The 16,133-nt window shown below is 35.4% G+C and carries 11 protein-coding genes; 3 read left to right on the forward strand and 8 right to left on the reverse strand.

All coding sequences use genetic code 11. The annotated features are described in order from the left end of the window. Window positions 1-111 precede the first annotated feature (111 nt). The 5 genes from porD to JK139_RS03470 all read right to left on the reverse strand — a co-directional run bounded on the left by porD (window position 112) and on the right by JK139_RS03470 (window position 5,181). Window positions 112-1,035 (reverse strand): type IX secretion system protein PorD, encoded by a 924-nt coding sequence (porD, locus tag JK139_RS03450; protein ID WP_074417876.1) that lies wholly within the window; start codon window positions 1,033-1,035, stop codon window positions 112-114. Further along, window positions 1,028-2,230, reverse strand: a complete 1,203-nt coding sequence (gene coaBC / locus JK139_RS03455; RefSeq protein ID WP_074419970.1) for a bifunctional phosphopantothenoylcysteine decarboxylase/phosphopantothenate--cysteine ligase CoaBC — start codon at window positions 2,228-2,230, stop codon at window positions 1,028-1,030. Before coaBC ends, porD begins: the two co-directional genes overlap by 8 nt. 80 nt (window positions 2,231-2,310) lie before the next feature. Next, complete coding sequence (locus tag JK139_RS03460) at window positions 2,311-2,595, reverse strand: DNA-directed RNA polymerase subunit omega (RefSeq protein WP_228733104.1); 285 nt, start codon at window positions 2,593-2,595, stop codon at window positions 2,311-2,313. 28 nt (window positions 2,596-2,623) lie between these two features. Continuing rightward, the gene (locus JK139_RS03465; protein ID WP_074419969.1) at window positions 2,624-3,475 is read right to left on the reverse strand and encodes an outer membrane protein assembly factor BamD; all 852 of its coding nucleotides are present in this window, start codon (window positions 3,473-3,475) and stop codon (window positions 2,624-2,626) included. Window positions 3,476-3,669: 194 nt separating this feature from the next. Then, window positions 3,670-5,181, reverse strand: a complete 1,512-nt coding sequence (locus JK139_RS03470) for an OmpA family protein (protein ID WP_074417879.1) — start codon at window positions 5,179-5,181, stop codon at window positions 3,670-3,672. Between the two features lie 217 nt (window positions 5,182-5,398). On the opposite strand from JK139_RS03470, the gene JK139_RS03475 reads away from it, so the two are divergent. The 3 genes from JK139_RS03475 to JK139_RS03485 all read left to right on the forward strand — a co-directional run bounded on the left by JK139_RS03475 (window position 5,399) and on the right by JK139_RS03485 (window position 9,198). Next, window positions 5,399-6,361: a polyprenyl synthetase family protein gene (locus JK139_RS03475; RefSeq protein ID WP_074417880.1), complete on the forward strand. Its 963-nt coding sequence runs from the start codon at window positions 5,399-5,401 to the stop codon at window positions 6,359-6,361. A gap of 331 nt (window positions 6,362-6,692) precedes the next feature. Next, complete coding sequence (gene recJ / locus JK139_RS03480) at window positions 6,693-8,390, forward strand: single-stranded-DNA-specific exonuclease RecJ (protein WP_074417881.1); 1,698 nt, start codon at window positions 6,693-6,695, stop codon at window positions 8,388-8,390. Between the two features lie 115 nt (window positions 8,391-8,505). Next, complete coding sequence (locus JK139_RS03485) at window positions 8,506-9,198, forward strand: methyltransferase domain-containing protein (RefSeq protein ID WP_218330597.1); 693 nt, start codon at window positions 8,506-8,508, stop codon at window positions 9,196-9,198. Between the two features lie 101 nt (window positions 9,199-9,299). Here JK139_RS03485 and htpG read toward each other — a convergent pair whose 3' ends face one another. From htpG to JK139_RS03500, 3 genes are all read right to left on the reverse strand, one after another. Then, on the reverse strand, window positions 9,300-11,198 hold the full coding sequence (gene htpG / locus JK139_RS03490; RefSeq protein WP_176712986.1) for a molecular chaperone HtpG: 1,899 nt from the start codon (window positions 11,196-11,198) through the stop codon (window positions 9,300-9,302). 159 nt (window positions 11,199-11,357) lie between these two features. Continuing rightward, window positions 11,358-13,433 carry a DUF5689 domain-containing protein gene (locus JK139_RS03495; RefSeq protein ID WP_218330598.1) on the reverse strand — a complete coding sequence of 692 codons (2,076 nt, stop codon included), beginning with the start codon at window positions 13,431-13,433 and terminating at the stop codon, window positions 11,358-11,360. A gap of 10 nt (window positions 13,434-13,443) precedes the next feature. After that, window positions 13,444-16,002 carry a TonB-dependent receptor gene (locus tag JK139_RS03500; protein ID WP_218330599.1) on the reverse strand — a complete coding sequence of 853 codons (2,559 nt, stop codon included), beginning with the start codon at window positions 16,000-16,002 and terminating at the stop codon, window positions 13,444-13,446. Between the last annotated feature and the right edge of the window lie 131 nt (window positions 16,003-16,133).

A 16,133-nucleotide genomic window follows, 5' to 3' on the forward strand; every position in this document is an offset into this window, starting at 1 on the left:
TTAAACAAATTATCATTAATATCTTCTTCATTTTATCTATTCATGCAGGTGTTTGGCAAAATTTTATAAGCTTTAGTTATTTTATTTTTTATCAATACATTTTAAATTATATTATTGTAATTGTTCTTTATATTTTGTTGCATTTCCAACATCTAAATTGGTAAAAACATCCAGCGCTTTTAGTTTGTCATCGGAATTTGCTTTTACAAAAAGGCCAATTAATTCCTGCACTTTTGTTTGCATAAAAAATTGAACAAACATGGTATTGGGATGTTCTCTGTTAAATGACTGTAATAAATTCAAAGCCTGTAAAATTCCGGAGCGTGCCTGCAATTCATTATCATACATATTATCAAGTCCCAATCGGTAATAATCATAAATTACAGTATGAATAATATTGTTGGCATTGTTGGTTAAATTATCTACCAGCCAATATCTGTTTCTCAATCCATCAAATGCACGCCATCCGCTAATACTGGCATCTTCAGGTGCATTGTTTACTATATTTTGTGCTTTTAAAAAATAGGGTTGTCCTGCTTTGGGAGCAAATGAATCATAATCCAATCCAATGATTACATAGGCATAATAAGCCAGCACAGCAGTTAAGTTAGCTACCAAAGGGTCATTGCCCTGTACTCTGCTATCATTAAATTCTATGGGTTGAAATTCTATGTACTTGAATGTTATATCCTGATCTTGAAAATTTACCAATGCTGCCTGATAGGTACTATTGTATACAGGCCTTGCTGCCTGAATAATCAATGATGCACTAAATACATTGGTTTGTGGCATTGATTCAATATTGAATAAAAAACTGCAAACAATTTTTTCAGCAGGATTAAATTGATCATCTGTCCACTTCCTGCTATTTAAAAAATTGGTTAATTGCGATTGAAGTGTATTGAATATTTTTTTATCGATGGTAGTATTTACCCTGCTTGCATTAATGGTTACTTTGGCCTGTAATTCCTGTGCCGTAATGCCAGTACTTAAACCCAAGCAAAGCAATAAAAATATGATAAATATGCTACGCATCTAATTCTTCACTTATGTATAAAACAATGTCTTTTGCCAGTTCTGTTTTAGACTTTAATGCCATCTTTTCTGTTCTGCCATTTTTTGAAATAATGGTAATTTGATTGGTGTCATATCCAAAACCGGCTTGTGCATCATTGAGTGAATTTAGTACAATACTATCAATTTTTTTTACATTTAATTTTTCTAAGGAATTTTTAAGTTCTTGCTCTGTTTCTAAGGCAAAACCCATAATGTATTGATGCGCAGTTTTCTGCTTTCCGAGCAATGCAAGGATATCAATAGTTTTAACCAATGGAAGAAGCCATTCCGATTCGTTTTTACCCTTTTTAATTTTTTGAGTTTCTTTTTTTAGTGGTGTATAATCTGCCACAGCTGCATTCATGATAATAATTTGTGCTTGCCGCGCTTCTATCATGCACTGTTCCAACAATTCATTGGCAGTAGTAATATGAACCAACTTAATTTCTTTGAATGAAGAATACAATGCAGTGGGGCCGGTTATTAAAACAACGTTGGCACCTTCCAGATAACAGGCTTCAGCTATGGCGAAACCCATTTTTCCGGAAGAATGATTTCCAATAAATCGAACAGGGTCTATTGGTTCATATGTAGGACCAGCAGTTACCAGAACAGTTTTGTTTTTTAATAATGTACCTCTAAAAAACTGACTAATTAAAAAGTTTACAATGGTTTCAGGTTCAGCCATTCGGCCCTCACCTACTAAGCCACTGGCCAACTCACCATTTTCAATAGGAATAAAATGAACACCATCTGATGCTGCATGCTGAATATTTCGTTTTGTAGCAGGATGTAACCACATGTCTTCGTCCATAGCAGGAGCCGCTACAACCGGACAAGTAGCAGAAAGATAAACGGCCATCAATAAATTATCGCATATTCCGTTGGCAATTTTTGCAAGACTGTTTGCACTGAGTGGTGCAATTAAAAATACATCGGCCCAACGGCCTAACGCCACATGGTTTGCCCAGGTTGACGATTCGGTTAAATTTTCTAATACCGCATTTTTACTGAGTGTTTCTAATACCAACGGACTCACAAAATTTTTTGCAGATGCAGTCATAATAACCTTTACTTCTGCACCGGATTTTACCAGCAACCGAACCAAATAAATTACTTTATAGGCAGCAATACTACCGGTAATACCTATTAATATTTTTTTCCCTTTCAACATGGTATTTTAATTAAACTGCAAATAACAAAAAAGGCAGTATATATACTGCCCTTTTATCAATTTTAATACATTTTGTTGCTTTATCTGAATAAATCGTTATCGTTATTTAAACGGTAGTAAATTTTTCCTTCCATAAATTCATTTAAAGCAAGAATTGCCGGATTGGGCATTTTCTCGTAGGCACGAGAAATCTCTATTTGTTCTTTATTTTCATGAATTTCTTCCAGACTGTCGGTATGGCTAGCAAATTCATCTAATTTATTATGCAACTCTTCCCGAATGGTAATGTTAATTTGATTGGCCCTTCTGGCAACAATTGCAATAGACTCATAAAGATTACCGGTGATATCTTTAATATCTTTCAAACTTTTAGGTTCAACAGAGCTAGGTATATTAGCGCTGAGCTGTCTTCTTAGTTTGCTCATTTTGTAGGTTTTTAATTAAATTATTTGTTTCTGTATTAATTTTTGTAATTTCTGTAGTGTATTTACTTCCCTGAAAACGATCCAAAAAATCTGAACAATCGGCTTTTACTTTTTCAAATCTTTCCAATTGTTTATCAGGATAACTCATTTCGGCATATTTAAAATATGAACGTACTGACTGATATTTATATAAATCACCATTTTTTGAATCGGGATAATTATCTAAAACTCCTGAAAATGTTATAGCAGCCGCCTTAAAATAACCTAAATTATAATAGAGCTGGGCATTTAAGAAATCTTTTGTTTCTAATTTTTCCCGACATAAATCAATAATATTATTTGCTTCTTTTATTTTAGATGAACCGGGATGCATGTTAATGAATGCCTGCATTAAACCAATTGCCTTATTGGTATTTGTTTGATCTAATTCCGGTTTGGGCGATTGCTTATAATAAGTATATGCCCGCATGTACTCACACTCTTCGCTTTTTGCACTGGAAGGAAACGTTTCAGTGAATGTTTTAAAATAATTTTCAGCGTTCAAATAATCTTTTTGATAATAATAACAATAAGCCAGTTTGTAGTACATGTCTTCATACCGATCAGTTCCTTTTACATAAGGGAACAAATCTTCAAAGAGCTGCTGAGCAAAATTATATTTTTTATTTACATAATATTGTTCGGCCATTTTGAATTTATAGTCAATATCCTTACTCTTTAAAATCTGCGAGAATCGGTGACTTTTTTGAAACTTCACTCCTTTTCTGGAACAAGCAGCAAATCCCAAAATTATTAATGAAAACAATACAAGTTTCTTCATACAAGTTTGCGAAGGTAAATAATTTTGGCAATATAAATACGCAGCTTTAAAACATACGTTAATATTCTTGAAAAGTACCCCAATTTACAGGAAAATGAAGCTATTATGGATAGGCAAGGTAAAAACCTTCTCTTTATCTAAACATAAAAAAGCCCCAAAATTGGGGCTTTTTTAAAAATATGCTGATTAATTATTTAGTTTCTGCTTCTCAAGTTCGGATGTGGAGCAGGTACTGTATTAGGACCTTCTTCGGTTGTGCCTTGCAAATCAATGGTATTAGCATCACCGGAACCACCATCGTAAGAGAAAATGAATCTGCTTTCAGAAATACCTTGTTTATCAACTAAGTATTTAATTACAGCATTTACTCTTTCCCATGCCATTTGCTGAGCTGCTTTGCTGGCAGCGGGGTGACCAATTACTTTTACTTTACAATCTGGGTTTGCTTTAATGCTTGCGGCGGCAGCATCTAATAATTGCATTGCTTCTTTGGTTAATTTATCACCTCTTTTAAATTGTATGCTGGGTAAGCTACTGATGTTACAAACCGGTGCTTTTTGCATGTTTGCAATCATATCTCTTAACTCTTTGCAACAAGCTGGTTCAGGACAAGTACCAACACCATCTGCATTTACCGGGAAACAACTTTGTGGTGTTAAAATTTCTTTATCTCTGTAGTCAGGAACGCCATCACCATCAGTATCTTTTGCTCTACCATGGCTATCAACAGGTGCACCGGCTGGTGTATTGGGTTCTAAGTCGAATTGATCAGTTACACCATCACCATCTGCATCAGGCAATACAACCTTTGGCATTTTCATATGCTTGGGGCTATTCAGCTCATTGTACTCATAATTGTAAGGGTTAATCCACCATAAGGGTTGTACTCTTTTGGCAGTTTTACCTAAGTTAATGTTTAAATGAGCAGTTGAGAAGCTGTATTGGTCTCCTGAATTACCTACTTTGTTACCATCTAAATAATCATTACCGAACATGGGAACAGTGAATCTTTGTTCAATTCCGATATTTACACGGTTACTGATTTTATAAGATACACCACCACCATAGCTTAAGCCATGCATTAAAGCCCAGGTATGTCTGCCATTTACAGCAGGTGCATCATTGGGAAAATTAGAGGTACCAATTAAATTAGTTTGTGGATAATACAAGTTATGCAGTGAACCACCCTGGTTGGTCATTACTCTGGTATAAATTAAAGAATAACCTCCAAAAACATAAACATCCCATTTTGGATTGCCTCTGTAATGACTCATAGAATTTAAAGACGCGATGGCATCAATAGAACCCATGTGGGTATAGTTTTTAGCCCATACGGTAGTTTTACTGCTGGGAATAGAAACAATGGAACCATTGTAAGCACCTCTAATCGAGAATACATGACTGATGGATTTACGAAGAGAAATTCCACCTACAATACCACCATTGTATCCGCCAGCTAAAATGGCCCGGTCACCTAAAATGAAAGAACTACCGGCACTTAAACCTAACTCCCACTGATCGCGGGGTTTAGCCGGGTAAGGGTATTGGTTGTTTAGAAACTCATTGTACTGAGGTATCCTTTTAGTAGGAACTTTAGAACTGTCTTTCCAGTCCCAACCCCAATCAGTTGATGTTTGCGCAAATCCAATGCTCTGAAACAGAACAAACATTGCTGCAAATAACGAAATGTACTTTTTGCTTGCCATAGCTTATGTTTAATGTTGATGATAAAATTCCCGACAAAAGTATTATAATCGGAATGAACAATCAAATTTTATATTATGTTTTTACAGAACTGCCTAAAAAGACAGTTTATTTCTGAAAAACGTTGCATCTGCAAAATTATTGTAAGTTATGGCTAATTAACACACTATATTATTCTGCTGCACATAATTATTATATTGCACCACTATACAAAAAGCTATGAAATTAGCCCTTCAGGTAATAAAAGACGAGTTGGATGAATTTGAAAAGCACTTTAAAGAGGCTGTACAAAGCAGGGTACCGCTGTTAGATCGGATTATGCAATATATTGTTAAAAGAAAAGGAAAGCAATTGCGGCCTATGTTTGTTTTACTCAGCGCCAAACTAGGGGCACCGGTAAATAAAAGTACATATAGGGCTGCTTCTTTGGTAGAATTATTGCATACGGCCACTTTGGTTCATGATGATGTGGTGGATGAATCAATGGAAAGACGTGGTTTTTTTTCCATCAATGCCTTATGGAAAAATAAAGTTGCCGTTTTAGTAGGCGATTACCTTTTATCAAAAGGTTTATTGCTTTCGCTGAGCAATCATGATTTTGGCGTTTTACAAATTATGTCAGAGGCAGTTAAACAAATGAGTGAAGGCGAATTGCTACAAATGGAAAAATCGCGAAACCTGAATATAAATGAGGCCATTTATTTTAACATTATTAAAGGAAAAACTGCCTCATTATTAGCCTCTGCCTGTGCCGCAGGTGCCTCTACCACATTCAATAATCCGGAGCAAATTGAACAAATGCGTTTGTTTGGCGAAAAAGTAGGCATGGCGTTCCAAATAAAAGACGACCTTTTTGATTATGGCACTTATAATATAGGCAAACCTACCGGCAATGATATAAAAGAAAAAAAATTAACCTTACCACTCATTTATACCTTGAATAATATACCTATAAAGGAAAGGAAAGCTTTGATGTACATACTGAAAAACGAAAATAAAAACAAGGTAAAAGTGCAACAGGTGATTCAAGAAGTCATGAAACACGGCGGTATTCAATACACCATTGAAATCATGAATCAATACAGGGATGAAGCTTTAAAAATTTTACACCAATTTCCTGAATCAGAAGTACGCAGTGCATTAGAAGAATTGGTTCGTTTTACTACAGACAGAAAATATTAGTACCTCACTTATTTTTTACCTAACGTGTTGTGCTATTAAAATCAGTTTTCGTTTGAAACTCATTGCCTAATGGTGTTTCAGTAAACTATGTATAACTAATTGATATTGAGCAAAGTTTATTGAAACCTATGCCCAGTAAGATTTTCAGGGCGTAATAGCACAACACGTTTTTTACCTAATCATTTTCAGAAACATCAGCATATACATTGGTTCTTCATGCTGTAACTGTTTTTTTTGATTCATTGAAAAGCCAGAGCCTGAAAATGAATTGTATAAAATTAAATGATATCTTCATTCCCATTGTTTGTTGTACCAATAAAGTAATTTAAATATGGAGAAACGATGGAAAATGCCCGTTTGGGATGCCAATGCTGTTTTGCAATTACAATCTTCTTTAAAAGTAAATCAGGTTATCTGCCAAATTTTGGTTCAAAGAGGTATTGATAATTTTGAGAAAGCCAAACAATTTTTTCGCCCACAATTAACCGATTTACACAGCCCCTGGCTAATGAAAGATATGGATAAGGCTGTACAGCGTATTCTGAATGCTTTTCAACAAAACGAAAAAATTTTAGTGTATGGCGATTACGATGTAGATGGCACCACTTCTGTTGCCTGCATGTTCCGATTCTTACAATCTGTTTATCCGAATGTGGCTTTTTATATTCCCCATCGTTACAGAGAAGGATATGGTGTTAGTCAACAAGGCATTCATTATGCCCAAGAGCATGGATTTTCATTAATTATTTCATTAGACTGTGGTATAAAAAGCATAGAACTTATTCAATATGCAAAAGATCTATCAATAGATTTTATTGTTTGCGACCACCATTTACCAGACAAACAACTACCCCCTGCGGTTGCCATCCTTAATCCGAAACAAAAAAATTGTGCTTATCCCTACAAAGAACTGTGTGGCTGCGGAGTAGGGTTTAAATTAATTACAGCATTGGCTGAAAAACTCGGATTATCTGATACAATACCATTTCAATATATTGATTTGGTTGCCTGTGCCATTGCTGCAGATATTGTGCCCCTTACAGGGGAAAACAGAACACTGGCTTATTTTGGATTAAAAAAAGTAAATGAAAACCCTTGTATAGGCATTAAAGCCCTGTTGCAACTTGCCGGCATCCAAAAAGAACTACATATTAATAATCTTGTTTTCATTATTGCTCCAAGAGTAAATGCAGCCGGTAGAATGGATGATGCTAAAAAAGCCGTTCAGTTATTCATTGAACAGGATATGCAAGCAGCATTGCAATTAGCAGAAATGTTGCACAACGACAATACTGACCGAAAAGAAGCAGATACCACTATTACAGCAGAAGCACTGTCATTAATTCAGGATGATGCAAATCACACACATAAAAAAACGACCGTAGTATATCAGGAACACTGGCATAAAGGAGTAGTAGGCATTGTGGCAAGCAGATTAATTGAAAAACATTATCGCCCCACAATTGTACTGACCAAAAGTGGCGAATACCTTACCGGCAGTGCAAGAAGTGTGGCCGGTTTTAACCTGTATGAAGCCATTCATGCCTGCAGGGATTATTTAATTGGTTATGGCGGCCATTTTGCCGCTGCAGGATTAACTTTAAAACCCGAAAACTTAATTACATTCAGCAATGCATTTGAAGCCATTGTAAATGAAACCATTGATCCAGATCTGCTTACCCCCGAAATTATAGTTGATGCGGTGATTACACTCAATGATATTACAATGGGGTTCTATAATATCATTTGCCAAATGGAGCCTTTTGGACCGGAAAACATGCAACCTGTTTTTATGATAGAAAAACTTACTGATACCGGCTACTCTAAAATTGTAAAAGAGGAACACATTCGCTTTGTATTAAAACAAAATAATAGTACTATTACCGGCATTGGCTTTAATATGGCGCATTTTTTTTCTTTATTAGAATCACAACAGCCTATAGATATTGTTTGCACAATTGACCTGAATGAATATATGGGAGAAAAAAAATTACAATTACGGGTAATGGATATTAGACCGTCAAAATAAATTGTACATCGCAGTAAAAAAATACTATTATTCTTTCACAATTTTAAATAGAACATTTGAAAAACTTTATTCAAAAACAGCATTGTTCCTGTGTTCACACCAAAAATATTTGCAGATGAAAATATTGCAACACATATCTTATTTCTGGTACATTGCCATTAACTGGAATACTAGGATTGCCTGGTATATTGTTAGAAACGAATGGCGCGGAGAAAAAAAATATAGCATTCATTCAACCGGCCATGATGAATTAAAACATTTAGCACTTGCTGATGTAAACATAGAGCACGCAAGTATTTATATGCCCGCCGATTTTACACTTTTAGAAACCGGATTTCAACAATTACAGTTACCACATTTGCATTTCATAGATTTCGGATGTGGCAAAGGAAGAGCCTTATGTGTTGCAGCTCATTTTGGTTTCAACAACATTACCGGAATTGAACTATCACCGCAATTGTATAAGGATGCGCAAAATAATATTGCCGTAACGCAACATTTGTTTCCGCATGTAAATTTTCATTTGATAAATAACGATGCCTTTTACACTCCAATCCCATCTACCGCAAATTGCTTATTCTTTTACAATCCCTTTGATGAAATGATTATGCAGCAGGTTGTTTTGAATATCGATAAAAGTCTGCTCGAACATCCACGATCTATTGAAGTTATCTACATAACCCCCATGCACAAAAATTTATTTCTTGAAAAAGGGTATACTGAAACATTCCATCAACGAATTCAGAAATATATGGAAATCAGCATTCTAAAAAAAGAGGATGTATCTAAAGCAAAAAGAAGGGGCTGAGATTTACATAAACGAAAATTTTCTCCATCCCCCCTCCTTACAGAATAAAAAGAGGCTGCATAGCACTTTTGATGCAGCCTCCCTGAAAAAAATACAAAGTTTTATGCAGAAGCCTCTGCCTGCTGATGCATGAGTTCAATATTACGATCAATAAATCCGGTTAAATAATTTCCTTTTAACAAGCCTTGCGATAATAGCGCTAAATCTGCCAGATTTCTTACCTGCTTTTCCTGTTTTTCTTTATCATCCAACTTCAAAATATGTTGAAAAATTGGATGATTACCATTAACGGTAAGTGTAACTTCATCGGGCATTTGCGCATAGAATGATGCCATACCACCGCCAACAGCACCCATATCTTTCATACGACGCATAAATTCGGGCCTAGTAGCTACAACGGGTGTACTTTGTGAACTTAACCCTTTTAGCTCTACTGTAACATGTAAATCGTTGATGGGAAAACTAAAGAGATTTTTCAGATTTTCCTGCTCATCTTTTGAAAGTACCATTTCATTGTGTTCCTGTTTATCAATCAAATTATCTACAATATCTGCGTCCACTCTCACAAAATGTACATTTTCCCATTTCATTTCCATTGTATTAATGAAAGCCGCATCTACCAATGTTTCCATTTTAACTACTACATAGCCTTTATCTACACAGGCTTTAATAAAAGCATGTTGCTGTACCGGTTGGGTAGTGTATAAAATTACATTTTTACCATCTTTATTTTTTTGTAATGCATTCGTTGCATTCTTGTATTCCTCTATAGTATAAAATTTAGCTTTTGTTTTTTCTGCTTCGCTTTTTGCGGTATCTTCTAACACTGTCTCTTCCATAATGAGGAAACGATTGGCCTTCTCTAAAAACTTATCGTCCGTCATCATACCATACTTCACAAATAAGCCAAGGCTTTCCCATTTCTCTTCAAATGAAGCACGATCATTATTAAAAATTTCTTCTAACTTATCGGCCACTTTCTTGGTAATGTGGTTGTTGATTTTTCGAACATTCGGATCGCCTTGTAAATAACTGCGGCTTACGTTTAATGGAATATCCGGGCTATCAATTACACCATGCAGTAACATTAAAAATTCGGGAACAATATCTTTCACCTCATCGGTTACAAATACCTGATTGCTATACAACTGTATTTTGTCTTTTTGTATTTCGTAACTCTGCTTAATTTTCGGAAAGTATAAAATACCGGTTAAATTAAACGGATAATCTACATTCAGGTGTATCCAGAACAATGGCGTTTCGCCAAAAGGATATAATTCCTTATAAAACTTTTCGTAATCTTCTTTATTTAATTCACTTGGCTTTTTGGTCCAAATAGGTGCTGTATTATTAATAGGTTTTATTTTCTCATCTTCTTTCTTTTCGGCAGCAACATCAATAAAATAAATCGGAACCGGTAAGAACTTACAGAACTTTTCTAAAATACCCTTAAGCCGGTATGCATCCAAAAATTCTTTACTATCCTCGCCTACATGTAAAATAATTTTTGTACCGCGATTCCTTTTTTCTACCTCAAACAATTCAAACTCAGGGCTGCCATCACAACTCCAATAAACGGTAGGCGCATCTGCATTGTGGCTTTGGGTTAATAATTCCACTTTTTCTGCCACCATAAATGAGCTGTAAAAACCTAAACCAAAATGTCCAATAATGTTGGCATCTTTATATTTTGCTAAAAACTCTTCGGCACCACTAAAAGCCACCTGATTCAGGTATTTATCTACTTCCTCCTTTGTCATTCCCACACCGGTATCAGTAATGCTGATGGTTTTTTCTTTCGCATCTAATTCAACTTCAATTTTCAAATCGCCCAGTTCACCTTTAAACTCGCCTATTGAGGCCAATGTTTTCAATTTTTGAACCGCATCAACTGCATTACTTACCAATTCCCGAAGAAAAATTTCATGATCACTGTAAAGAAATTTTTTAATGATGGGGAAAATGTTTTCTGTTTGTACCCTAATTTGTCCTTTTTGCATAATAATAGTATTTGAAATCTTTTAAGTTGAAATTTTGACAGGCCGATATTTTTCAAATAGGTGAGGCATAACTATTCATCCAAGAAAAATTAGCCTATTGTTTGTAGACAAATTAAATACCAAAGCAACTTAAACTGACAAGCTGACAAACAAACCCATTTATTCCCAAGTGAATGAAAGATCATCTATTGCGGTAACCGGCCTACTTCCAGTTCCGGATGTGGTCGATTTTGCAACAATTCTTATCCAAATTTCTGTAGGTATATTATTGAGTAGCGAACCAAAATTTATTTGAACAGTTCCCGAACCGAATTGGCTATTTCCCGATTGCAATAATCCGGTTGCAGTAATGCTGCTGAATGTGGTTGGATTGTCGCCTAATCCGTATTCCACCGTCCAGTTAGTGGTGCGGGTACTGCTTACATCGAGCGATTGCAGTTGAAAGGATATTTGAATATTTTTTTTACCGGTAGTATTGGCCAAATGCAGTACAAAAGCCGCACCGGGATCGTACCCACCGGTTCCTGTTTGCCGAAGTGCTAATGCTCTGTTTGTTGCATTATCTTGTTGTATAGTAGTTGCATTTGAAGAAAGGCCAATTGCTGAGGCGCAGTTTTTAAACCCGCCGGTGGTATTTCCCCAACTTGTTTTTGAAGTAGCAAAATTGGTAACATTGCCCAAACTATTGCTACCTGCATTTGTGTAAACAGAACAACCGTTTGGTAAACCATTGGCAATATCATCAAAGTTGATGAGAAGAGGAGATTGATTTAATTGAATAACATTGTTCAAATTACCACTACCTCCTGAAAGCAATTCAACATCATTCAAATTACGCAACATTATAACAGCTCCGGTTTGATGAAGGCTTACAATTGCTGTTAGTTTATTAACTGCTTGAGTAGGAACCGGTGTATTATAAAAATTTGCTGTTGAATAAGTAAATAAATCAATGCTGCCGGATGGGTCTGATAAACGAACAGCATTATTCCAGAATGTTCCACTGATTGCCGGATAGTTCAATTGAATCAATGTAGATTCCCAATCGGTAATATTTTCCTGTAATTGCTGAATAGTAACCATTCGGGGAATAATTTTTTTTGAACCGGCAATTTTTGTAATAGCGGTAGTATCCATATTTTTCAGCAATAATATATTGTTTTCTTTGGTTAGCATGGCCTGATTTAATTGAACAGTTACCGAATCGCCCATTTTAAAACCATGCCCGGTATTTAATTGGAGCAGAATACCCGGCATATTTGAATCTTCCTGCAAAATCACTTCATTTTCAGGAATATTTCCCGCAGTTGCATCTGAAATAACAATACCATTGATGAATTTATCTTCCTGATAAGTATATGCAGTACCTTTATAACTATTGCGAACAGCAGCAATTGAAATTTTACTGACAGTGCTGTTCCCACATCGGGCATTTTGAAAATGAACATCTGAAGTATCACGAATCAACAATTGTTTGGTCGTTCCAAATATTGCAAAAACCGCAACCAGATTACCATTGCCTGCCGGAATTTTATTGGAAGCAAAATCTGCATAACCACTTGTTCGTAATATAATACTGTTACCGGAACAATTTTTTATGGTTAGGTTTGCAGCCTGCTTACCCACTGCATCGGCATAGGTTTTATCTAATTCATTTACAGCAAATTCTACATCGGCTAACTGAATTAAAGTACTTTGTAATGTATCCTGCAAGTTTGCAGAAAGTGTATTGATATTTACTAACCTGGGGATAACCTGATTGTTCAAACTACCTTTCAAAACATATTTATCGAATAAAGATGTTGGAAGCGGAATTAGGCTTGGATTATTGGGATCGCTGTTATCAATACCTGCTCCCAATTGTATCACGCCGCCATAATCACCCAAATACAAACCTTTTGCTTTCACTGCAATTTTTCTTCCTACAGGGTAATTGTTAAACAAATTATTACCATCCATTCGTACAGTAATTCCTCCGGTTTCATCCTGAATAATAATTTGCTTGTACCAATTACCTGATTGATCATTTGCAATTACAATACCACTAACAATTAAATCATCTGTTATCCTTTCAAAATTATTTTTAACATGCAATAATTTTAACTGCCGGATAGTAGTATTTGCGTTAAGTGTTAGTGTATCATTTGCAGGAGGTGCATCAAATGGTTTTGCGCAACTATTCATTAAAAAAAAACAGGCCGCAAAATAAAAAAATGGTGCATATTTTTTCATCATACCATTGGATTTAAAATTTTAAACTAGTACTCAAAAAATATTGTATGCCATAAGCATAATAATATTTTGGAGGAAATTTTTCCGGATTTTGTGTGGCAAAATCAAATCGCATTTGTTCATACCCACCGGCAATCATTGCTTTGTTATTGAGCAAATTGGTAATACCTAAACTCACAAACAAATGGTTTGATTTTATTTTTGATTGAATTGCAGGCATTACAAACTGGTAACCCGTAAACAAATTCACAACAAAATAATCGGGTAATTTTTCGGGACGAATAATAGCATTGAACGCATTACTTTTTGTATCTAAGCCCTGCACTGCCCTTTCGGTTCTTCTAACCCGATTTAAATTAAGCCAGTTATCAGCCATATAATTACCGGATACTGTTATAAAACCCTTGCGGGTAGGCCGGTATGTTGCTGCTATATTCACAGCCTGTTGCGGCGATCCGGGCACTTTAAAATTTTTAATATAAACGGTTTCTTTTTGAATGATTTCAGAAGAATTGTCGAAAGTTACGATGGCCTGAGGCCTGTTGGTATAGCGGTTATTGGCCAAAGTAAAAGCGCCTGCAAATTGTAGCTTGTCATTCCATCTCAATTCAGCACCCAATTCTATACCCGCATTCATCTGGTTAATATTACTTAAAGCATCATTCACAAAACCCTTTACACCATCATCATAAAATGTATAAATTTTTAATGCATCTTGAATTGTGGTTAAATAGCCGGTAATACGTAATTTAATGAATGAAGTATTTAAATGATAGTTTAATTCATATGCTGCATATTTTGTGCTGGTAATATTGTCCTGAGTAGCAGCTCTTGTTCGGGGTGATAGAAATACATCTGAATAATAAGGTGGCATTGAAAGCCAGGCCATATTTAAACTGAAGTAATTTTTACCATTTAATTTGTAAGTAATCCCCGATTTAAATGCATAATTGAGAAAAGTATTTGTTGTAGAATGGCCATAAGAGCTTTGGGGGAACAGACCATTTTTAACTAAACCTAATCGTTGAAAACCGGTATAACTCAATGCCTCGGCAGCAAAAAAATCAAAGTGTCTGAATTGTTTGGAAATCTGAAAAAAACGGGAAGCCTTCCAGATATTCATTTGAAAATCGTATCCATATTTTTCGCCTTTCTTTACCAACCGGTTAGGATGCAATATATCATTTTGTAAAGCATTTGTATTCGCAACCAGATTCTGGTCAGCAAACTGATTCCAATTCACAAAAAAATCGCCCCCTAATAAATCGTTTACCGTTTGAAAATAATGGCTTTGCTGATATTGAACAGTGCCTCCGGCAGTGAGCTGCCAGTTTCCTGAATAGTTTTTATGTAATACAGGAGAAAGTACAAAAAAAGTATTCAGTACATTATTATCTCTTAATATATAACGACTTCTTAACCCGTTAATATTATTGCCATTTATACCATTTACATTGGCAATGGTTTCTTTACTATTTTGGTTAATTTCATAAAAATTTTCCCAATTCAGTTGCAATAAATTCGGTTCATTTTCCAATCGTTTTTTTACCTGCATTTGTAAATCCGGATCTGTTTGAAAAGAGGGTAAATACCGATAATAATCGGGACGAGGGTCAGGTGCATTGTGCCAATCTAAACCTCTGCTTTTTTGTAGCCCTATACTAACTAATGCCCCCAAATTAAAAGTGCTTTGCTGATCAATCCTCCATTGATAATTCGATACAATTAGTGGTTGTATATTTCGATATTCAGCTGCATTGCGCTTCCGGTTATTCTGATATCCCCAATTGGGATTATAATAACGATTACCTGCCAATTGCATAGCTTCTAAAGTTGTGGCTGCAGCCTGACCATTTATTGCAGAAGACCCTAAAAAACTAAATGTGAGCAAATGTTTAGATGAAATGATTTTATTGGCAGCAAAAAAGAGTGATAAATAATTGGTATAAGTACCTGGAACATAAGATTCTTTTGCCCATTGCCATGCAGTGCTGTATATAAATGACCATCCCTTTTTTAACTGGCCACTGTAATGCGCATAATTGAAGCGATGGGAATAATTTTTATTGGCAACGCTGTAGTTTAAAATATTTTGTCGTTGTTGCTGAATGGGTGCAATATGAATATTGATGACATTACCCAGATTGCCGAAAGAAAATTGATTGGGTTGTAACCCTATTACCATTTCACGTGATTTAAATACGCCTGTTAACCCCATCCATAAATTCACCAACGTATTGCCATTAGCCAGATCCTCGAGTGGCACTCCATTTAAATAAGTAGTAAATAAAGATTTAGAATAGCCACGCATTTTAAAACGAGCTATATTCCAATTGAAAGCTGCAGCATTGTAAAATGCATCTCTTCCGGCTGAAAGTAAAGATGCATACTGTTGATTATTTTCACCATCCAATGTAGCATCTTCTAATACTACCAACGCCATTTCATCAGCAGTTTGTTGGCGAAGTTGCTGCCAGTAAACACTTTCCGTATTTTTTGATGTATCTGTAACCGGCTGGGCCATGAGCATACTAAAGCCACCCAGACAAAAAAAGAGAAAAACATAATGCATATAGATATTGTATTTAAGCAAAGCAGTTTTACCCACTTACCTAACGCACTATCCGGCATCAATCCGCTCACACCAAAACAGAACAATTGCCATCTAAAAAATTAAATTTAATAAATCTTTTAATTACTATA

Origin of the sequence: Hydrotalea lipotrueae, from assembly GCF_019249625.1 — a bacterium.
Taxonomy (GTDB): Bacteria; Bacteroidota; Bacteroidia; order Chitinophagales; family Chitinophagaceae; genus Hydrotalea; species Hydrotalea flava.